Source organism: Pararhizobium capsulatum DSM 1112, assembly GCF_030814475.1.
Classification (GTDB): domain Bacteria; phylum Pseudomonadota; class Alphaproteobacteria; order Rhizobiales; family Rhizobiaceae; genus Pararhizobium; species Pararhizobium capsulatum.
The window spans coordinates 30,969-50,347 of sequence record NZ_JAUSVF010000005.1 but is presented as its reverse complement, the minus strand read 5'-3'; the positions used below and the strand labels follow the sequence as shown (position 1 = coordinate 50,347).

General features: G+C 60.0%; 17 protein-coding genes. 5 read left to right on the top strand and 12 right to left on the bottom strand.

Annotation, left to right across the window (positions count from 1 at the left end):
- Nucleotides 1-428: 428 nt before the first annotated feature.
- The 6 genes from QO002_RS29380 to QO002_RS29355 all read right to left on the bottom strand — a co-directional run bounded on the left by QO002_RS29380 (nt 429) and on the right by QO002_RS29355 (nt 4,552).
- Nucleotides 429-1,151, bottom strand: coding sequence for an MBL fold metallo-hydrolase (locus QO002_RS29380; protein ID WP_307236797.1), 723 nt, complete (start codon nt 1,149-1,151; stop codon nt 429-431).
- Nucleotides 1,152-1,162: 11 nt separating this feature from the next.
- Nucleotides 1,163-1,903 carry an amino acid ABC transporter ATP-binding protein gene (locus tag QO002_RS29375; protein WP_307236794.1) on the bottom strand — a complete coding sequence of 247 codons (741 nt, stop codon included), beginning with the start codon at nt 1,901-1,903 and terminating at the stop codon, nt 1,163-1,165.
- Between the two features lie 24 nt (nt 1,904-1,927).
- On the bottom strand, nt 1,928-2,605 hold the full coding sequence (locus QO002_RS29370; RefSeq protein WP_307236791.1) for an amino acid ABC transporter permease: 678 nt from the start codon (nt 2,603-2,605) through the stop codon (nt 1,928-1,930).
- 16 nt (nt 2,606-2,621) lie between these two features.
- Nucleotides 2,622-3,461: a transporter substrate-binding domain-containing protein gene (locus QO002_RS29365; protein ID WP_307236788.1), complete on the bottom strand. Its 840-nt coding sequence runs from the start codon at nt 3,459-3,461 to the stop codon at nt 2,622-2,624.
- Nucleotides 3,462-3,578: 117 nt separating this feature from the next.
- Nucleotides 3,579-3,881: a GYD domain-containing protein gene (locus tag QO002_RS29360; protein WP_307236785.1), complete on the bottom strand. Its 303-nt coding sequence runs from the start codon at nt 3,879-3,881 to the stop codon at nt 3,579-3,581.
- Nucleotides 3,878-4,552 (bottom strand): cysteine hydrolase family protein, encoded by a 675-nt coding sequence (locus tag QO002_RS29355; RefSeq protein WP_307236782.1) that lies wholly within the window; start codon nt 4,550-4,552, stop codon nt 3,878-3,880. Before QO002_RS29355 ends, QO002_RS29360 begins: the two co-directional genes overlap by 4 nt.
- 109 nt (nt 4,553-4,661) lie before the next feature.
- Here QO002_RS29355 and QO002_RS29350 point away from each other — a divergent pair, with 109 nt between their 5' ends.
- The 3 genes from QO002_RS29350 to QO002_RS29340 all read left to right on the top strand — a co-directional run bounded on the left by QO002_RS29350 (nt 4,662) and on the right by QO002_RS29340 (nt 9,635).
- Nucleotides 4,662-5,570 (top strand): LysR substrate-binding domain-containing protein, encoded by a 909-nt coding sequence (locus tag QO002_RS29350; protein ID WP_307236779.1) that lies wholly within the window; start codon nt 4,662-4,664, stop codon nt 5,568-5,570.
- Between the two features lie 31 nt (nt 5,571-5,601).
- Entirely contained in the window at nt 5,602-6,492 is an 891-nt protein-coding gene (locus QO002_RS29345; protein WP_307236776.1) for a LysR substrate-binding domain-containing protein, read from the top strand.
- Between the two features lie 347 nt (nt 6,493-6,839).
- A complete protein-coding gene (locus tag QO002_RS29340; RefSeq protein ID WP_307236773.1) occupies nt 6,840-9,635 on the top strand; it encodes a calcium-binding protein in 2,796 nt (931 codons plus the stop codon).
- 174 nt (nt 9,636-9,809) lie between these two features.
- Here the strand turns inward: QO002_RS29340 and QO002_RS29335 are convergent, their stop codons facing one another.
- Entirely contained in the window at nt 9,810-10,520 is a 711-nt protein-coding gene (locus QO002_RS29335) for a response regulator transcription factor (protein ID WP_307236770.1), read from the bottom strand.
- Nucleotides 10,521-10,563: 43 nt separating this feature from the next.
- Here QO002_RS29335 and QO002_RS29330 point away from each other — a divergent pair, with 43 nt between their 5' ends.
- Both QO002_RS29330 and QO002_RS29325 read left to right on the top strand, forming a co-directional pair.
- On the top strand, nt 10,564-11,295 hold the full coding sequence (locus QO002_RS29330) for a response regulator transcription factor (protein WP_307236766.1): 732 nt from the start codon (nt 10,564-10,566) through the stop codon (nt 11,293-11,295).
- On the top strand, nt 11,292-14,435 hold the full coding sequence (locus QO002_RS29325; protein ID WP_307236765.1) for a PAS domain S-box protein: 3,144 nt from the start codon (nt 11,292-11,294) through the stop codon (nt 14,433-14,435). Before QO002_RS29330 ends, QO002_RS29325 begins: the two co-directional genes overlap by 4 nt.
- 1,112 nt (nt 14,436-15,547) lie before the next feature.
- Here QO002_RS29325 and QO002_RS29320 read toward each other — a convergent pair.
- The 5 genes from QO002_RS29320 to QO002_RS29300 all read right to left on the bottom strand — a co-directional run bounded on the left by QO002_RS29320 (nt 15,548) and on the right by QO002_RS29300 (nt 19,366).
- Entirely contained in the window at nt 15,548-16,153 is a 606-nt protein-coding gene (locus QO002_RS29320) for an excalibur calcium-binding domain-containing protein (protein WP_307236761.1), read from the bottom strand.
- Nucleotides 16,154-16,682: 529 nt separating this feature from the next.
- The gene (locus QO002_RS29315; protein ID WP_307236758.1) at nt 16,683-17,183 is read right to left on the bottom strand and encodes a two pore domain potassium channel family protein; all 501 of its coding nucleotides are present in this window, start codon (nt 17,181-17,183) and stop codon (nt 16,683-16,685) included.
- Nucleotides 17,184-17,472: 289 nt separating this feature from the next.
- A complete protein-coding gene (locus QO002_RS29310) occupies nt 17,473-17,940 on the bottom strand; it encodes a DUF2721 domain-containing protein (RefSeq protein ID WP_307236755.1) in 468 nt (155 codons plus the stop codon).
- A 93-nt stretch (nt 17,941-18,033) separates the two neighbouring features.
- The gene (locus tag QO002_RS29305) at nt 18,034-18,690 is read right to left on the bottom strand and encodes a hypothetical protein (RefSeq protein WP_307236753.1); all 657 of its coding nucleotides are present in this window, start codon (nt 18,688-18,690) and stop codon (nt 18,034-18,036) included.
- Between the two features lie 292 nt (nt 18,691-18,982).
- A complete protein-coding gene (locus QO002_RS29300) occupies nt 18,983-19,366 on the bottom strand; it encodes a response regulator transcription factor (RefSeq protein WP_307236751.1) in 384 nt (127 codons plus the stop codon).
- Nucleotides 19,367-19,379: the final 13 nt, after the last annotated feature.

Sequence of the window (19,379 nt, the reverse complement as noted above, 5' to 3'; positions counted from 1 at the left end):
CTGAACTATCGGGTTCGTGAAACATCGTCGCTCTGCACGTATGGGGAGATAGTTTGTATATGAATAACGGAGAATAAGCCGGACGCAATAGACGTCTCATTTCTCGCCGCAACAACGCGCGAAACCTCCGGCAAAGGGGTCATAGTCAGAGAGTCTGGCGTCTCATCGTTCGGCGGACAATCACCGCACCTTTGTCATCAACTCCGACAACGCTGGAGCTGTTCTTTCCTTCTTTCAATGACGAGACATCATACTCGATGTTCTCGGAAGGGCGGGCCATCCCATGAAAGGAACCGAACCGTCGGCCTAGTTTCCCTTCGCGAGGAATTTATAAACCTCCCAAAAATTTGGGCTGTCGAGAAAGTCTAGTTTGGGCCGTCTCCGGACTGCCGCTCTTGAAGTGGCGAAAGCGGTCATCCGACCGCTTTTCAGCATCCTTTCGAATGCAAGTAGCTCACGGCGATCTCGCGCAGCCGGTCTTTACCAAACCTCGTTCCGTGTCCGCCATGAACGACTTCGACGTCAAGCTCTGCCAAGCGCTTCATTGTGCCTTTATAGCTTTCGACGTTGCATCCCGGCAAATCATCCACAAGGCCACCTTGGTATATGGCGTCCCCGCTAAAGAACTCACCCGTCGTCTGGTCGAGCAGACCAATGGAACCTGGAGAATGGCCGGGAAGATGCAGAACCGTGTAACACGCGTCGCCGATGTCGATGACGTCGTTTTCCACCAGGATCGTGGTGAGCGCTGCCGGTGAGATTTTGTAGGCGTCCGGCTTGATGCCTGTGGGCACCGCCGCAGTCAGGGCACCCGGCTGGGTGCGAAAATGGTCGGCGAGTGTGTCAGCATCCCGCATGAGTTCGAAGGCCTCGGCCTCAGCCAGGTGACCCAGCCGGGTCTCGAATTCGTGGAACGAGCCGACATGATCGACATGAACGTGGGTCGCCACTGCAAGCACGGGTTTGCCTGGAGGGATATGCAACTCGCTTCTTAGGTTGACGAGGCCCATGCCGAAATCAATGACGAGGTCGGCATCCTTGCCGACGACGTGAAACATGTTGGCCCGGAAGAATTTATGGACATGTGGCTCGCAGATCCGGGTCAACCGATCAGAGATCGCTTCCTTTGAAAACCAACCCGTATTGTTCAAGATAGCCTCGCTCAATGCAGCAGCTTGCCGAGGAAGCGCTTCGTGCGCTCGTGCGTCGGCGCGGAAAACAGGATATCAGGCTGGTTGCGCTCAATGATCTGGCCGCCATCCATGAAAACCACTTCGCTGGCGACCTCACGCGCGAAATTCATCTCGTGCGTGACGCAGACCATCGTTATGCCATCGGCGGCGAGCGAAATCATCGTGTCCAGGACCTCTTTGACCATTTCAGGATCAAGCGCCGACGTGGGCTCGTCGAACAGCATGATGCTGGGGTTCATGCAAAGGGCGCGCGCGATAGCGACGCGCTGCTGCTGGCCGCCGGAAAGCTGGCCAGGATATTTATCGGCCTTTTCCGGAATGTGCACCCGTTCCAGGTATTTCATGGCGATCTCGGTCGCCTGCTTTTTCGGCAGCCTGCGCACCCAGCGCTGGGCGACCGTGCAGTTCTCCAGAACTGTCAGATGCGGGAAGAGGTTGAAGTGCTGGAAGACCATGCCAACGTCGCTTCGAACGCGATCAATGCGCTTGAGCTGGTTGGTGAGTTCGATGCCGTTGACGACGATCGAACCTTCCTGGTGCACTTCCAGACGGTTCATGCAGCGGATCAGCGTCGACTTGCCAGATCCGGACGGCCCGCAGATGACGATGCGCTCACCCTTGCGCACGGTAAGATCGATGCCCTTGAGGACCTGGAAGGCGCCGTACCATTTACTGACGCCGGCAACTTGAATTGCGGTTTGCGTGTTCATATCCGACCCGTGGGTTTGCGGCGATCAGCGATAGCCGCGCGAAAGCACATATTCGATGCGATTCTGGGCGAGCGTAAGCACCGAGACGATGACGAGGTAGTAGACGAGGGCTGCGCCATACCACTCGAGGAACCGGAAGCTGGTGGCGATCGCGAACTGCGAGACGGTCATCAGTTCCTTCAGCGAGATCACGGTCGCCAGCGACGTGGTTTTCAATAGCGAGATGAACTCGTTCATCAACGAAGGAACCGCGATCCTGAGCGCCTGCGGCAGGGTGATGACCAGAAAAATTTGCCAGCGGTGCATGCCGAGCGCGGCCGCCCCCTCCTGCTGCCCACGCCCCACGGCGGCAAAGGCGCTGCGCAGGATTTCCGCCAGATAGGCGATCTGAATCAGTGACAACGCCAGGAAGGCCGCGACGAAGGGCGTGAACCAACCGGCGCGAAAGATTTCGGTGATCTGCGGCAGGCCATTCCACACGAAGAGCAGCACGAGCAGTGCGGGTGCGCCGCGGAACAGCCAGACATAGAGCGTCACCAGCCACCGGACAGAGCGCCGCGGCGAGCCCGCCATGGAACCGAGCCCCATGCCGAGCACGAGGGACACGGCCATGACGCAAAGCGACAGACCGATCGTCAGGAGTGCCCCCTTGAAAAGGGGGGCACTGAAGATCGCCTGGAGGAAGAGGTCGAGCTGGAACAACTTAGACCGCCTATCGTCAGTTGACGTCGTGGGAAACGTCGGTCGCGGTTTCCGGCAGCTTCCATTTCTGGAGCAGCGTTTTCATCTCGCCGCTCGCCTGCAGGGCCTCGATCGCGTCCTTCAGCATCTGTCGGTCGCCATCGCTCTTGCGCAGGTAGATGCCGTAGCTTTCGCTTTGCTCGTAGGTAAAGGGAATGCCAAGCCGGCCCGGCACCTGAAGCATGCGATAAGCGGCCGTCGTATCCTGCGTGATCGTCGCGGTGGCGCGGCCGACGAGGATCTGCTCGATCACGCCCGAGGCGGAGGGATATGTCTGTGCCTGGATCGGCTCTTTGCCGGCAGCTACCAGCTCGGCATTGAGATCGGCAATCATCTTTTCGTAGGAGGTGCCGGCTTCGATCGCCATCACCTTGCCGCTGACATCGGCAGGCACTTTCGTCTCCGCGTCGCTCGAGGAGGTGACCATCACTATGTGCGACCCGAAATACGGAATGCCGTCGTATTTTTCGAGGCGGGGCGGCGTGATCAGGATGCCGCTGGCGACCAGGTCGCAGCGCTTGGAATCGAGCGACGGCAGCAAGCCCTTGAAGTCGCCGACGACATATTCCGCCTTCGCGCCCCAAGCCTTGGCGATCGCGTCGACGACATCGATCTCGAAGCCGACGAGATCCTTATCGCCCGGATTTTCATAATATTCCATCGGCGGGAATTCTCCGCTGGTGCAGACTTTCAGGACGCCGCCCGATACGAAATCCGGCTTCTGGTCGGCGGAAAGTGCAGTGCCTGCGCCGAGCAGGTTTGTGAGCATTGCGCCCACCAAAAGAGACGTTTTCATTCCCAGTATTACGTTCGTCATGGCGTGTTCCCTTTTTTGGCTTTTTACATTGACGTTTTGTGAAGTCGTATATGAAGGCGTTTTGCAGACAAGCTAAATGTTTTCGCCACAAAGACGCAGAAAAACTAAACCATTTGGCTAGCCCACCGCGTTGAGGATCTGGCCGTATATCTCGGTATCAAAGGCCGGAAGGATGAGCGGCTCGACATGGCCATCGCGGCGCGCCGTGAGCACGTATTGCATCATCGCTTCATTGCTCGGCATTTCGAAGATCTGCATGAAATCATAGGTCCCGAGCAGGGCGTAGAAGGCGATCGATCTACCCCCGAGAGCGGCCACGCGATCCTCGCTGATCTTCCGGCGTTTGGCACTGTCGGTCAGCTCGGCAAGCCCCTTCTGCGTGAGGCGCATCAGCGAAACATATTTCTGGGTCTCGCTCATTTCGTCAATTTTCCAAGATTTGTCAGGCCTTTGAGCACCGCTTCGGTATCGGTCAGCGCGCCGAAAATGCCGTTCTCGACAGTGACCATGTGCAAGGCAGCCTCATGCGCATATTGATCACCGCTCGCGCAGGCATCCGCGATTGTCAGGCACTGGAAATTCCGGTCGCAGGCTTCGCGCAGCGTCGTGTGGACGCAGACATCCGTGGTGCAACCGGCAAACAGCAAATGCGTGATGCCCTGCGCGCGCAAGACATGCTCGAAATCGGTGTAGGTGAAAGCGCTGTTGCAGGTCTTGTCGACAATGATGTCCTGCGGGCGCACGTCGAGTTCGGGAACGAGCTGGAAGCCGGGGCTGGAGCGCAGCAGCGCAGTCGTTCCCTCGAGGCCGGACCGTTGCCGGCGCCATTTTTCATAAGGGGTCATATCGGCAAGGTCCGCGCGATAGCCCTGCCGCGTTTGGACGATCTGGATGTCCGCCTCGCGGCAGGCGGCAATGAGCTGGTTCACCGCGGGAAGGATCGCGCGAAGCGGCGCGGGATCATAACCCTGCAGGGCGAAATAACCCGTAGTGGAGAGGAAATCTTCTTGGAGGTCGATGATAACAAGCGCCGTCGTGTGCGCATCAAGATTGCCATCATAGGGGTAGTCGAACGGTGTTGCCGAGATCATGAAAAGGGCTCCTGTTTGTCGATGGGATAACACTCTTAACAGTTTGAAAAAATCAATTTAAAATCACCAATATCGTTCTATAAAGGTAAACAATCAGCCGGATATCCAGATGAGCCGCCTTCCTCCCTACCTGCAATATCTTCCCGCTTTCGAAGCCACCGCGCGCCTCGGCGGAGTGCGGCTTGCCGCGGAGGAACTTAACCTCAGTCCGAGCGCGATTTCGTTGCAGCTCAAGAAGCTGAGCGATGTGACGGGCATCGTCCTGTTCCAGAAGTCGGGCCGAAATGTCGCCCTCACTCAGGCGGGTGGAGATTTCTCGCACGCAGTCGCCATATCGCTGGGACAGCTCGACAGCGCCACGCGGGCATCGCGGAAAATAACCGCCGGCGACCAACCTGCATCACTCTCGGTCTCCGTGCCTACCGCGCTCGGAATCGCCTGGCTGACCGCAACGATCGTCGATTTCGCGCAATCACACAGCATTTCCAATCTCACCATCAACGAGGCGATCACCGCCGCGGAGGTGGATTGGGAGAATAACGACCTAGCGATCGTCTACGACAATCCGCCTTTCACCGGGAAATACTGGCGATCGCTCAGCGAGGTCCGGCTCTGTGCCGTATGCTCGCCGACGCTGTTCCCCCGGCTCGACCTCCGAAACCGCGAAAGGAAGCTGAGCGCCGTGGCGCTGCTGCACGAAGACGACGGCGGGGAATGGGCAAAATGGTCCGTCGCCGCGCGCATCAGCCTTGAGGGAAACACCCGCGTGCGGGTGAATTCCGTGGCGCAGGCGATCGCCTCTGCCGTCCAAGGCCGCGGCGTGGCGCTGGTCTCGGATGTCCTGACACGAAACTATCTGAGCGAAGGACGACTCATCCAGCCGTTCTCAACGACGATCAACGCGGCCCGGGAATATTACATCGTATGCCCCGTCGACCGGGCAAACGATCAGGTCCTGCGCACGCTGGCGGATCGCGTGGTCGAGCAGTTACGGCCCGGCCGCGACCTGACTTCCTAATCCGTTGAACGCCAATTAAGGGAAGAAACCAATGGCGCTACCAAACCTTCATGCCTTCCGCGTCTTCGAAAGCGTCGCGCGGCTCGGCAATGTCAGCGCGGCAGCGGCGGAACTGCATGTGACACCAGGTGCGGTCAGCCAGCAAATCCGCGCACTTCAGGCAGCGCTCGGCGTCGATCTCTTTCAAAAACGCGGCCGGCACCTGGGCTTGACGCCAAGCGGAAGCCAGCTCCAGCGCTCGGTGGCAAATGCCATGGAGGCGATCCACACTGGCGTGCGCCAGCTATCGACGCACCAATATGGCGGAGCACCAAAGCGGGCGCTCACCATCTCTATCCCTCAAGTTCATGGCGTTACTTGGCTCGCCACCCGACTTTTCACCTTTATGGAGGAAAGCCCGAATTTTCAGTTGAAGGTTCTCACCTCCAGCCGCTTTCACGATGTCGACTGGCGCAAGACCGATGTCGCGATCGTTTATGGCATGCCACCATGGCCGGGCTTCTGGTGGCGCCTGCTGCATGGAATCCGCATGACCCCGGTTTGCAGCCCCCAGCTCCTGCGTGGACCTAACGCCATCCGCCAACCCTCCGATCTCGCCTATCATCGACTGCTGCATGAGGACGACGGTTCGCAATGGCGGCGTTGGCAGGCAGAAGCCGGCATCCCTTATGCCGGGGAGTCCGATGTGCACTTCGACGACTTTGGCATAGTGCTCCAGGCCGCCCGAGATGGCTTTGGCGTGGCGCTCAGCGATGAAGTAGTTTCCGCGCGTGATCTCAATGAAGGGCGCCTTGTGCAACCGCTTCAACTCAGTGTCCCGGCCCTTCACAATTATTATTGCATTTGTGCGGAAGCAAAACGGGAGACCGCCGAAGTAAACTCGTTCATCGACTGGCTCATCGAGGAGGCCGCAATGCCTTGAATGCCCCAAGACATCAATGGCATTGAAATAGAAAATTGCGGCCCGGCAAGACCTAACCGGTGATCCGTCTAAAAAAGCATCGCCTTGGACCAAAACCAACGGCCGGTTCGGGGCAGGAAGCGGGCTGGCAAGATATCACTCGAATATCCATGGCATCCTGCTTGCAGCGACCGCAAAAATCTTAACCCAAACAGCCCGAGGCATTCTTTTTTGGCGTTGAACAGCCGTGAAACAAAACTGTAACATACGCCCCGCCGCCCCGGCACCGCCCTGCAACACTGAGGGCGCAGAACTCTCCGCATATCCTTTTCGGGCAATCCCGCCCACAGATATTCGGAGAACGCACTATGTCACAGACCCACATCACCCTCACCGGCTCGGTCCATACCTGGAAGGCCCCGGACAATAGCAGCTATTACGTCACCGGCACCAACCTTGTCGATACGATCACCTCGGCGGGTGGAGACGACATTCTGGACGGCGGAGCGGGCAACGATGTCCTGATCTCGGGTGATGGCGAAGACATCGTCTATGGCGGCGACGGCAACGATACCATCGAGGTCGGTGACAAGGGCATCTATAACGACACCGGCGACGCCACCGTCTATGGCGGCCAGGGCGATGACCACATCACCTCGCATGCTGATACCGCGCTCATCTATGGCGGCACCGGCAACGACCAGATCGACATCGACGGCCCCAACGGCACCGCCTATGGCGAGGACGGTGACGACATCTTGTACGTCGAGGCCGATGCCAAGGTCTGGGGCGGCAATGGCAATGACCAGTTCTTCCTGACTGAGAACATAATCGACGTCGACATCACCGCCTATGGCGATGCCGGCAACGACACCTTTACCTTCGGCGTCGATAGCTACTATAGCCCCGGCTCGACCTTCCGCGCCTATGGCGGCACCGGAAACGATACCTATATCAACGTCGGCAGCGACCAGACGCATGACGTGGTCATCAGCGAGAATGCCAATGGCGGCACCGACACCGTCGTCGTGCTTCTGGGCAACGACTACACGCTGGGCGCCAATATCGAGAATATGCGCGTCGATAACAACGCCTATGACAAATATTATTACGAGACACCGGATGGCGGCAGCAACCTGACCGGGAACGCACTGAACAACGTCATCACCGGTTCGAAGCGCGCCGACAATATCCGCGGCGAAGCGGGCAATGACACGCTTGAGGGCGGGGCGGGCAACGACACGTTGCGGGGCGGCACCGGCAACGACCAGATCGACGGCGGCAGCGGATCGGACACGCTTTACGGTGAGGATGGCAATGACAGCCTGACCGGCGGCCTAGGCGACCGGCTTGAGGGCGGTAACGGTGACGACACATACCTGATCGGCTCGACCAGCACCGTGATCGTCGAGACCACCACCGGTGGCGATGACACCGTGCGTTCGCTGATCACCCATACGCTGGGGGCCAATGTCGAAAACCTCGTCCTGCTGAACGACGGCGCCGCCACCAACGGGACCGGCAACGCCCTCGACAACCGCATGACAGGCTCAGCCACGGACAATGTGCTGAGCGGCCTGGCTGGGCGAGACTTTCTTTACGGCATGGGCGGCAATGACACCCTCTCCGGCGGCGATGGCAAGGACATCGCGCAGGGCGGCGACGGCAAGGACACCGTCCGCGGCGATGCCGGCGACGATCTTCTGAACGGCGGCAACGGCGACGATAGCCTATGGGGCGGCACGGGCATCGACCTTCTGGTCGGCGAGGCAGGCAACGACTATTTGAATGGCGAAGGCGATGCCGATACCATTAATGGCGGCGCGGGCAACGATGTCGGCGTCGGCATGGATGGCAATGACCTGATCCTCGGCGGCGACGGCAACGACTCGCTTTATGGCGGCGCGGGTGTAGACAGCCTGCGCGGCGATGCCGGAGCGGACTATCTGGATGGCGGCACCGGCACCGACAGCATGACCGGCGGACTGGGCAATGACGTCTATATCGTCGACACCACCGCGGACAAGGTGATCGAGGCCGCGGGCGGCGGCACCGACGAGGTGCGGACCTGGACCGGCAGCTATGTCCTGGGCGCCCAGGTCGAGAACCTGATGAAGCTGGGTACCGGCAGCTTCTTCGGCAGCGGCAATGCGCTGAACAACGTTATGACGGGCGGCATGGGCAACGACACGCTGTGGGGCCTGGACGGCAATGACCGTCTGATCGGCGGCAGCGGCAATGACGTGCTGGACGGGGGCGCGGGCAACGACCTGATCCTCGGCGGCGTGGGAGTGGACACTATGACCGGGGGCGCGGGCAACGACACCGTCAGCTTCGCCGCCAATGCCTATGGCATCGGCGTAAACCTGCAGACCAATTTCGTCGGCGGCAGCGATGCCGCGGGTGAAAAGATTTCGGGCTTCGAGAACGTGATCGGCAGCATTGCCGCCGACCAGCTCGTTGGCTCGACCGAGGCGAACATCCTCAACGGCGGCGCGGGCGACGACATGCTGACCGGGGGTGCCGGCGCGGATCGGCTGGACGGAGACGGCGGCTTCGACACTGCCAGCTATGCGGATTCGGCCGCTGCCGTCACGGTGGTACTGGACAGCACTGCGGATACTGCGACGCAGGGCTATTTCGGCACCGGCACCGGCGGTGATGCCCAGGGCGACGTGCTTCTGGATATCGAATCGCTTTACGGCTCGGCCTTCGGCGACAAGCTGACCGGCTCGCAGGCAGGCAGCAGCCTCTACGGCTTGGCGGGCAATGACACGCTGAAGGGGCGCGACGCGGCGGACCTGCTTTCGGGCGGGCTCGGCAACGACAAGCTGAACGGCAATGACGGCGCGGATGTGCTGAATGGCGGCGCAGGTAACGACAAGCTGAACGGCGGCGCGGGCAACGACCTGCTGACGGGCGGCGACGGTATCGATCAATTCATCTTCACCTCGGGCGTCACCGGCGGCGGGATGGACCGGATCACCGACTTCCAGGACGGGTTCGACCAGCTGCAATTCAATTCAGCCTATAAGGGCAATATCACTACCACCGATGTTGCTGGTGGAACCGAGCTGCATGTCGATCTGGGCGCGGATGATTTCGTCGTCCTCGTGCAAAACGCCACTGGCGCGCAGGTTATGGACCAGCTTTTCTACATCTAGAGTTTGTCAGGGAAAAGTGGGAACCGGTTTCCCGAAAAAACATGCGTAGAAACAAAGACCAAAAGCGTACGAGCGAATCTGAAAGATCGCGACACGCTTTGGCCGCAGGCCCCCAAACGTTGCGAACCCGCCCCTTGGGGCGGGTTTTTCATGCCCGGCTTGCTACCAATACCCCTAGCCCGGCTGATAGCGAAAGCCCCGCCCCCGCAGCGTCACGATCTGTGCCGTCCCAAGCTTGCGGCGCAGTCGGGCGATGCGGTTGTCGATCGCGCCATCCAGCGCCTCGACCGTCTCGGCGGGAGCCAGTTCCAGCAGCCGGCCGCGGTCCAGCACATGATGCGGGTTTTCGGCGAAAGCGCGGATCAGCGCAACCTCTCCGGCAGAGAGGGGCGCGGTTTGCCCGTCGGGATAAAGAATCCGCGCCGCGCTGAGGTCGGCGCTGGCGCGCTCGAAGCTGACGATCTTGCGCTGGCGGCCCAGCCGGCGGGCAAGCACGCTGCCGATCCGCGCCGCAAGTTCACGCAGGTCGACCGGCTTGATCAGGTAGTCGTCTGCCCCGGCCTCGAGCCCCACGATTCTGTCGATGGCGCAGGCACTGCCGGTCAGTATGATGACCGCCGCCTTGCCGATCAACGCGCTGTCACCCAGAAATTCAAATCCGCTCTGACCGGGCAGGTTCAGATCCAGCAGAATCAGGTCACGCGGACAGGCGCGCAGCGCCACGTCAAGCGCAATGGCAGTCTCGACGTTCTCGACTTCATAGCCAAGCTCAGTCAGGAATTCGGCCAGGGGGGCGGCAAAATCCACCTCATCCTCGGCAATCAGGATACGGGCCCGCAACATCCTCGATTCACTCGAAATTAATGGTCGTCTATGGACGACCATGATATGAGTCCCTCAACCAAATGTCCAGTTCCGCAGGAGAAGCGTGGTCTACAGGGTCGCCATCGCCGATGACGAGATCGATCTTCTGGAGGCTGTCGCCGAATATCTGCGTGGCCACGGCTATGAGGTCGTGACCGCCATCAATGCCGCCGAGCTTCGCGCGCTGGCGGCGGAAAACTCGATCGACGTCGCCATCCTGGATATCGCCATGCCGGGTGAGGACGGGCTGTCGCTGGCGCGCTGGCTCCGACGGCAGAGCCGCGCCGGGATCATCTTCGCCTCAGCCTCGGGCAGCCCGATGGACCGTATCGTCGGGCTGGAAATCGGCGGTGACGACTATATGGCGAAACCCTATGACCTGCGCGAACTGCTGGCCCGGGTCCGCAGCGTGTTGCGCCGTCTGGACGCCGCGCCCCCGGCTGCGCCTGCACCCTCCGTCCCGGCGGCTCCGCCCGCCCGCCCGATCGGCTTCGGCCCCTATCGGATCGACTTCGACGCCAGGCGCCTGCTTCACGCGGAAAGCGGCGAGATCGGCCTGACTGCCGCCGAGTTCGATCTGCTCGCCGTGTTGGCCCGGCGCCCGAACCGCATCCTGCCGCGCGGGCAATTGATCGAATTGCTAGGCGAAGACGCGATGGACAGTGAAAGCGAACGGCGCATCGATGTGCGCATCGCCCGCCTGCGCCGCAAGATCGAACCCGAAAGCGACCGTCCGATCTATATCCGCACGATCCGGGGCCTGGGCTATATCTTTGAAACCAACGGTGGACCGTGAGCGCAAAAAGCCCCGCCCTACGCCTGCGTCGCCAATTTGGCTGGTTGATTTTGGCCGCCGCCGTGCCGCTGTTCGGCGCGGTGCTGTTTCTGGGTCTGCGCGAATTCGGCAATGCCCGTGCGACGATCCTGAAAGATATTGAGAATGCGCAGGTGCAGCGCCGGGCCGGGCTTGAGCAAATCGCCGATGTCGTCGATACCCATATCGACACGATGCGCGCCTTCGTCGCACAAAACCTGACGCGCGAGGCAGCCCTGCCCGAATATGCCGAGCCGCTGGATTGGCCTCCCGAAGTTCGCCAGCCCGGCGCCGAGCGGGGATTGATCGTGGGCGATCCCGCCCTCATGACCCCGTCGATCCGCCGCGAGATCACCGCCGTCACCCCGTTTTTCGCATTGGCCCGCGCGATGCAGGCCTCACGCCCTTATCTGCGCTGGAGTTATTTTTTCTCGGAGAGTCGCGGCTTCGTCGCCATCTACCCGTGGAGCGATCCCTCGGCGATGATCGACCCGAACACGCCGCGCCAATCCTTGCAGGGCTATTTCGATTATCCGCTTTATACGCTGGGCCTGCCCCGGAATGACCCGGAAAAATCCGCCTATTGGTCGCCGGTCTATGTCGATGCGGGCGGCGCCGGGCTGATGGTCACCTATGCCGCCCCGGTCTGGAGCGGCGAGCGCTTTCGCGGCGTCGTCGGCACCGATGTATTGCTGTCGCATCTTTCGACCCTGCTGGGTGGCTTTCCCGAAAGCGCGGGCCAATTCGCAGTGGTCGACCAGCACGGCAACCTGATTGCCACAGCCGACGGCCGCGCCGCCCATGCACCCGCTCCGGTTCCCGCACGCGAGATGTTCGGCGCGACCGACCTGTCGCTGACCCAAAGCGGCTTTGTCCGGCGCGGCGCGGATCTGGTCCTAGCCAATCCCATTGCGGGGACGCCCTGGCGGCTTATCGTCAGCATCCCCGATGCCTCGGTCACCCGGATGGCGCTGGAGCGGCTGATGCCCTTTACGATCCTGCTTCTGGGGCTTGCGGCGCTTTTGGCACTGGTCATGCGGGCCTTTACCCGCCGTTTTGTCGGTCCGGTGGTGCAGCTTGCCGATTTTGGCGCCATGCCGCCCGATCTGGCCGCCACGGCCCCGCCGCCCCAGGGCCTGCCCGCGCCCTTTCGCACGCTGGCCGAAAAGATCGGCGAAGCCGCGCGCAGCCATGTCGCGCAGACCAGCCACCTGCGGGCGATGGTCGATGGGGTGCCGCTGCGGGTCGCCTATCTGGATGCGGGCCTGATCTATCGCGACGTGAACGTCGAATTCCTGAATTTTCTGGAGCTGACACGCGATCAGGTCATCGGCCACCACGTGGCCGAGATTCTGGGGCCTGAGGTCGTCCTGCAATATGAACGGGTGACCCCCGCCATCCGGCGCAGCGAATTCGGCCGCTTCGAGGGCTGGATCGACTATATTCACCAGGGGCGACGTTATCTTCAGGTTTCGGTCCTGCCCTATCAGGCCGGCGAAGCGCAACTGCCCGGCTTTCTGACCTTCACCCTCGACCTGACCGAGCATCGCCAGACGCAAGAGGCCGCGCAGAACCATCTGGCCGCGCTGACCGAGCGCGAGGCTCGCTATCGCTCGGTCGTCGTCTCGGCGCTGGACGCGATTATCGTCATGGACGAAATGGGGATCGTGCTGGAATTCAACCCCGCCGCCGAGCGCATCTTTGGCTATTCGGCCTCAGAGGCGATCGGGCAGAGCGTCGGTGCGCTGATCGTTCCCGACCAGTTCCGCACCGCGCATGAACAGGGCCTGACCCGCTATCTGCAGGGCGGCGCCGCCCACGTGATCGGCAAGCGGCTTGAGCTGCAGGGCCGGAACCGCACGGGCACGCTGCTGCCGATCGAACTGACGGTGACCGAGGTGCGGCTGGCCACCGGGCGGAGCCTGTTCGTGTCGCATCTGCGCGACCTGACCGAGGCCAAGCAATTGGAACGCCAGATGCAAGAGGGGCGGGAGCGGCTTTATCAGGTCGAAAAGCTGTCGGCCATGGGCTCGCTACTGGCGGGGGTCGCGCATGAGTTGAACAACCCCTTGGCCATTGTCGTGGCGCAGGCGACGCTTCTGGCCGAGAAAACCGCCGACACCGAGATGCGGGTGCGCGGCGAACGCATCCGCGCCGCCGCCGACCGCTGCGGCCGGATCGTGAAAAGCTTTCTGGCCATGGCCCGGCAGAAGCCGCCGCAGCGGCAATTGCTGGCGATCGGCGAGGTCATCCTCAACGCATTTGAGGTGGTGGGCTATGGTCTGCGCAGTTCCGGGGTCGAGACCGTTTTCGACCTGCCCGACGACCTACCGCCGGTCCTGGGTGATCGTGACCTGCTGGGGCAGGTCTTTGCCAATCTGGCGATCAATGCACAGCAGGCGCTGACCGGCCAACCTTTGTCGCGTCTGATCCAGGTGACCGCGCGGGCGGAAGCCGATGAGATCGTCATCCGGTTTCAGGACAACGGTCCGGGCATCGCCAAGGAGTTGGCCGAGCGGATCTTCGAGCCCTATTTTACCACCAAGTCCGTCGATATCGGCACAGGGATCGGCCTGTCGATTTCCCGCAACGTCATCGAGTCCCATGACGGCAGCATCGCACTGGCCCAAGGCGCGCTGCCCGGCGCGTGCATAGAGATCACCCTGCCCGCCGCCCGCACCCATGCCGAGGCCGCTCCGACCCGGCCCACGACCAAAGGCAAGGCCATGACCGTGCTGGTCGTCGATGACGAACCCGATGTCGGTGCGAGCCTCGCCGAGCTGATCGCGCGGGAAGGCCACGCGACCACCATCACGCCCTCCCCCCACGAGGCGCTGGCGTTACTGCGCGAAATACGTTTCGACGCCATGTTCACCGATCTGCGCATGCCCGGCCTGGACGGGGCCGATCTAGCCCGGCAGGCGCTTTCGCTGCAACCGCAGCTGAAGGGCCGGATCGTCGCCGTAACCGGGGCAACGCTCTCCAATCTCGATCCTATGGCGCCTGGAAACGAGCCAGGGTTTATCCTGCTGGAAAAACCCTTCTCGGCGGAGGACGTTTCCCTTGCGCTTCAGGCGCTCGCGGCGGCGGATAACGTCCCGCAGCCCTTGGCGGGGGAATAACGAAATGAGGTGCAGGTATTACGGCGACCATGACATCCGACGCGCAAAGGGTCCTAACAGGTTGCTGCAAAATAGAACGGCATACACGATTGGATTCCGATTTGTACCCTTTGCGCATCCGATACGTCTCGTGAACAAATGAGTTTTGTAGCAACCTGTTAGACTTTGATCGCAATGATCGTCCCGCATGTGCCGCTCGGACGCGCTCAAAGCGATGAAGCCGCCAGTCAAGCCAACCTATCTCGGAAAACGGCGGCCAAATCTCCAAAACTTTTAGCTGCGACAAAGAGGCGGCTGAGACGCGGTAGAGAAATGAGGTGAAAATCACGGGCTTTGTGTGAAAAGCACACGAAAACGCAAACAACAGTACAAGCTAAGCATATGAATTGTTATGATAAATTATAAAAATCTTACGGAGACTGTTTTGGCAGAAATTTTTGGTAGGTGACGCAGTTTGAAACGCATTTCTGCACCAGACGGAAGAATTCGCAAGCGCGTTTGAGAGAGCGCAGGAGAGCGGAAAGCCGGCGATAATCGAGCTACGCCTCGACCCTGAAGCGCTTACGCCAACCCGAACACTCACCCAGATCCGCAAGGGCATGTGACCCAATTTTTAGGCTCCGCTTTACCGGCCATTTCAGCTTGCGTACCCCGGAAGATGTTTTTGCACATCCCTTCGCTGGCAACAAAACGTCAATCGCAACTCACGGTTTTGTTTTTTGGATCTTAGATTGAAGTTTCCGGGACATCGGTTGGATGTTTTCCCCCCATTGTAAACGTCAAAAAGCCCGCAATCGTTACCGATTTGCGGGCTTTTTTTTGTAATTTTGGTTGCGGGGGCCTGATGGCACTGAGACTTGTACATTTCAATGCGAATGAGACAGTCGAAGCGGAAATTATTTCCGTTTCTCGGCAAGAGCTCCGCCTTCTCTTGAGGGGAATGACTGATTTGGAGCCGGGAGCGGACTGGCGGCTCGCAAACATGAAATCGACGAAGCCGACATTCGCATGCCAAGACGTCTAGTGGGGCCGGCCCTACACTGTCGGGATCACAAGCGACAAGGCAGAGCTTTTCCCGTCGTCAAACCGTTGCCCATGGTCTGATGACGGGGTTATTCGCAGCCCACGCCGTCATGGTCCCGATCGAGTTTCGGCTGGTAGCCGGGATCGCCTGCGTAAACGGGTGCCGCTCCAGCCGCGCGGGCGGCGGCACAGTTCGGAAATGGCCTACTGACCTCGCCCTGTTCGTCGGAGTGCTTCTTTCGTGCGGCGACGACGGTCAACGGCTTGACCGATCCGCGCCAGACATCTTCCAGCGTCGCGGACGGCCCGCACCACGCCTGAAGGCGATTGAGCTTGGAGGCCGCACCCGGCTGGTAGGGAAGCGCATAACCTTCCTTGATCAGCACCGTCCCGACATTGGTGTCCCCGGCGAAGACTTTTGCCAGCGTGCGGCCATAGAGGTCGCGTCCAGTCGATTTGAACGTGACCTTGCCGCTGTCGAGAAGCAGGCGGAGCCGTTCCTTGGCCTCCAGCGCCTTGACCAGTTCGGCTTCACAGCGCGGTCGGTAGAATTCCGGCGTGTCAATCTCCACGATGCGGATCGTCCGACCATCGATCTTGATCGTGTCTCCGTCTACGACGTTGATTCCAGCATAAGCAGGAGCCGCGAAAGCGGCGGTGGCCGCGATTGCTGCGGCGATCAGCTTTGTCGTCATTCTATTCTCCAGTGTATCCCAAATCCGGTTCAGCCTGTGTTGGGCGACAATGTCAAACGGGCGGCTCTTATGTGCGCCAGCACTCAGGAAGCGCACGCTCACGGTTCAGGACATCGATGATGAGGGCGCGCGCCTAGCATGCGTGGCGGCATCCCTCCGCCGTCACCAATAGCAAGCTCGCTGAGCCGCTGATTGCGCGAAGCTGCCGATTATTTGCTTTGTGATACCAAATGAGGGGGATGGAGGGCGCGCCGGCAGTTGCGCGCAGCAGCGGCGACGGCGCAAGGCGGGGTGGACAAGCGCACCATCAGTCGCGATCATCCCAAGGGCGGCGGAGGTGCAGCCTTGGAGGGTCACATTCGCAGAACTGCGGAGGCGCATAGCCGTCGATATTCAATGCGCCGAGGCGCGTCCCTGCGATTTTCACGCAGTCCAATTGGACAGTTACGTTGTCTTACGGGCAAGAGAATGAATGACGTTTATCTGATCGCAACGTTCCTAACGTCCTGGTGATGGCTGTATCCTTCGACTATCGCGCGTCCCTCTGCTCCAGTGGGTCGATGGCTTCGGAGCCTTTCGCGCGCAGCTTATCCAGGTGTCCGAAATCGGTCATGACGCTGACAAGTACGCTTCCCGTCCAGCCGAACGTAAACAGCCCTGACATCGAGATGATGGGGCCAAGCAATCTCCATTGATCCGGCAGGCTGACATTGCCTTCACCGAGCGTCGTGTAGTTCTCCAGCACATAGAAATAGCTGTCCCGCATCGACGGTATCAATCCGCCGAAGGAGAGCGGCATGGCCCAGAGAAAGGTCTCGGAGAAGTGGAGAACGGCCAGCGACCCGATGGTTAGAGCAAGAAGTACATTGAGCCGCCAATTTGGTGTGTTGGCATGCATGTGTGCCCAAGTCCGACTGAAGTGCAGATTAATCATCCGTATGCCGACGCCATGCACGAAAATGATCACGATCATGATGAGGGTGCCGAGTAGCATCTCCATCATGGGTCCGGGTGTAGAAAGTTCAGTCATTGCTACATCCACGTTTGGGCCGCAGCCACGGTTTCGTTGGTTGATGTTGTAGGCGGGAAACATCGGGACACCAACGTAGCTGCCGTAGGATCCGTCAGGCAGCCCCGCCTAGAATTAAAAGCGATCTGAGGATCTAGTTCCAAGGTGCTGGCGAGCCGAGATCGACTAGGGGCACGCTTGCCGCGCATAGATACTGTCGCGCCGAAACCAACGCGTTGTCTGTTTTCAGTCAGAGGCAACGACTGCGTCCCTGACCGACATGAGGGCGGGCGCGCCTTATCGCCCAGAGTCATCTCTTCCGATGATCGTCATGCTCGCTTTTTGAAAGCCTGATGTCCTGGAGAAATCGGAAGAGCGAAGCTGCCAGGAAGCAGAGTGCAGCAACGAATAGTACGGCGGCTCCCGGCTCGTGACGATATCCCAAGAATGCGACGACGAATCCGAACAGAAGCAGAAACGTCACGCCAATTCCGGCCAACACAGCGAGGAGCAACGCGCCGTTCAAGAGAATTTCCCGTTGCCGCAACTCCCCGATTTCAGGCTTTAGCCAGGCTCGGGCGACATCATTTTCATCAATCTCGCGGAGGCTTCTAATCCGTTGTGTGACGCCAGAGATCCGATTGACCAGCACCGCCACCAACGCCGCGACGGCGTTGAGCATGAACGCCGGCGCAACCGCGTGATTGATCATTGTTGAAAGCTGATCAGCATCGACTGACATGCCAAAACCTACTACTGGAATTCGTGCCGCAACCACCGGACCAGGCCGTGATCGATAAGCAGGCCTTCCTGTTTGTGGCTGGAAAGCTAGGGACCAGTCTATTGCCCTTTAGGGAAATCGACGTGGAGGCTACGGAATAACGTTCACGGCGCGCGCGGCCACCAGCACGAGGGTCAGCAGCGAAATCGCACTCTCGAGCATCATGAGCGACTTCGCGCGCCGTGTGAGTGGCAGTACGTCGGTCGGACTAAAAGCCGTCGCCGTGTTGAATGCCAGGGATAGATAATCGACGTAGAGCGGTGTCCAACCGGGTGATGCGAGTTCGGGAGCGGACGTCTGTGGAAAGAGCCAGTCTGGTCTCCTTGTGATGCCACGCGCGATGCGCGTCGGACCGCCCGCATCGATCTGCCAGTAAAGCAGTGAGAAGGTAAGAACGTTGGTGACCCAGATCGTAAATGACGACGTCAAAAGAGAGACCGATCGCGTCTCGGGCGGGTGGATCGTGATGATGCCAATCATATCTCCGAGTTCCGCGGCCGTATTGCCAGCGTAGACACTGGCCAGCAACATGATAGCAACTCGCTCGATACGGAGCCAGATTGTCTTGTCGGTCGACACCGTTACCATGATCATTGGAACGAGAGCTGCGACCACAACCGCGTACGAAACCCATCGCGGAATTGCATGGACGTGGTTCGGTAGCACCTCCAAGAGCGCGAACACTGCGAGTATCCCCATCACGGCCGGCCAGCGAGGTTCGTCATTTGCCTTGATTACATCGCTCATCGGACAGAATCCTCCCGTTTATGAATCCTTTCCGGCATTCTGCGCGGGGAAGCTCTCAACCTTCCCGCCACCCAAGCTCAGTCCCTTGCAGTGTTTTTTGATGTCAGATGAGCACCGCTTCGGTGAACAGGGTAAAACCGTCGGTCATGGTTGAAGCCGATCCGAAGAATATGGGTCGCCTTCATTCGTTCGCCGAACAATGGGTCCGCGCGGCATTGATCTGTGAACCAAGATCGGAGCCTCGTCTATTGTCCATTGGGGAAGCTGCGACAGAATTCCGTTCGAACAATGCTCAGTCGAGTGGCTGGACCTCGAGCGCTCTGTTGACAGCCGCAATGAGGGATTTCGCCTGAAACGGTTTTCGAAGATACGCGACGCATCCGGCATCGACGGCAGCACGCTCGAGTGTTTCGTCTTCCACCGCTGTCATGAAAATGATTGGAAGATTGGAACCCCTCTGTCTCAGGGAATTCCACAGCTCGACACCCGACATGCCGCCTAGATGAATGTCAAGGACGAGGCAGTGGACGTTTTCAAGCTGCGCGCGCCGGAGAAAACCTTCGGCTGACGGGTAGCCCTCCGTCATGAACCCGTTCGCGGTCAACAGCCGCTCGACGCTTCTAAGCATGCTCGGATCGTCATCGACCACAGCCACGGTGCCAGGTGAGTTTTCCAAGAAACACCTCTCC

What these genes read in the sequence shown, in the direction of transcription:
- QO002_RS29375 (WP_307236794.1), bottom strand. Translation starts at nt 1,903, where the DNA reads ATGAACACGCAAACCGCAATTCAAGTTGCCGGCGTCAGTAAATGGTAC.
- QO002_RS29365 (WP_307236788.1), bottom strand. Translation starts at nt 3,461, where the DNA reads ATGACGAACGTAATACTGGGAATGAAAACGTCTCTTTTGGTGGGCGCA.
- QO002_RS29360 (WP_307236785.1), bottom strand. Translation starts at nt 3,881, where the DNA reads ATGAGCGAGACCCAGAAATATGTTTCGCTGATGCGCCTCACGCAGAAG.
- QO002_RS29355 (WP_307236782.1), bottom strand. Translation starts at nt 4,552, where the DNA reads ATGATCTCGGCAACACCGTTCGACTACCCCTATGATGGCAATCTTGAT.
- QO002_RS29350 (WP_307236779.1), top strand. Translation starts at nt 4,662, where the DNA reads ATGAGCCGCCTTCCTCCCTACCTGCAATATCTTCCCGCTTTCGAAGCC.
- QO002_RS29345 (WP_307236776.1), top strand. Translation starts at nt 5,602, where the DNA reads ATGGCGCTACCAAACCTTCATGCCTTCCGCGTCTTCGAAAGCGTCGCG.
- QO002_RS29340 (WP_307236773.1), top strand. Translation starts at nt 6,840, where the DNA reads ATGTCACAGACCCACATCACCCTCACCGGCTCGGTCCATACCTGGAAG.
- QO002_RS29335 (WP_307236770.1), bottom strand. Translation starts at nt 10,520, where the DNA reads ATGGTCGTCCATAGACGACCATTAATTTCGAGTGAATCGAGGATGTTG.
- QO002_RS29320 (WP_307236761.1), bottom strand. Translation starts at nt 16,153, where the DNA reads ATGACGACAAAGCTGATCGCCGCAGCAATCGCGGCCACCGCCGCTTTC.
- QO002_RS29315 (WP_307236758.1), bottom strand. Translation starts at nt 17,183, where the DNA reads ATGACTGAACTTTCTACACCCGGACCCATGATGGAGATGCTACTCGGC.
- QO002_RS29305 (WP_307236753.1), bottom strand. Translation starts at nt 18,690, where the DNA reads ATGAGCGATGTAATCAAGGCAAATGACGAACCTCGCTGGCCGGCCGTG.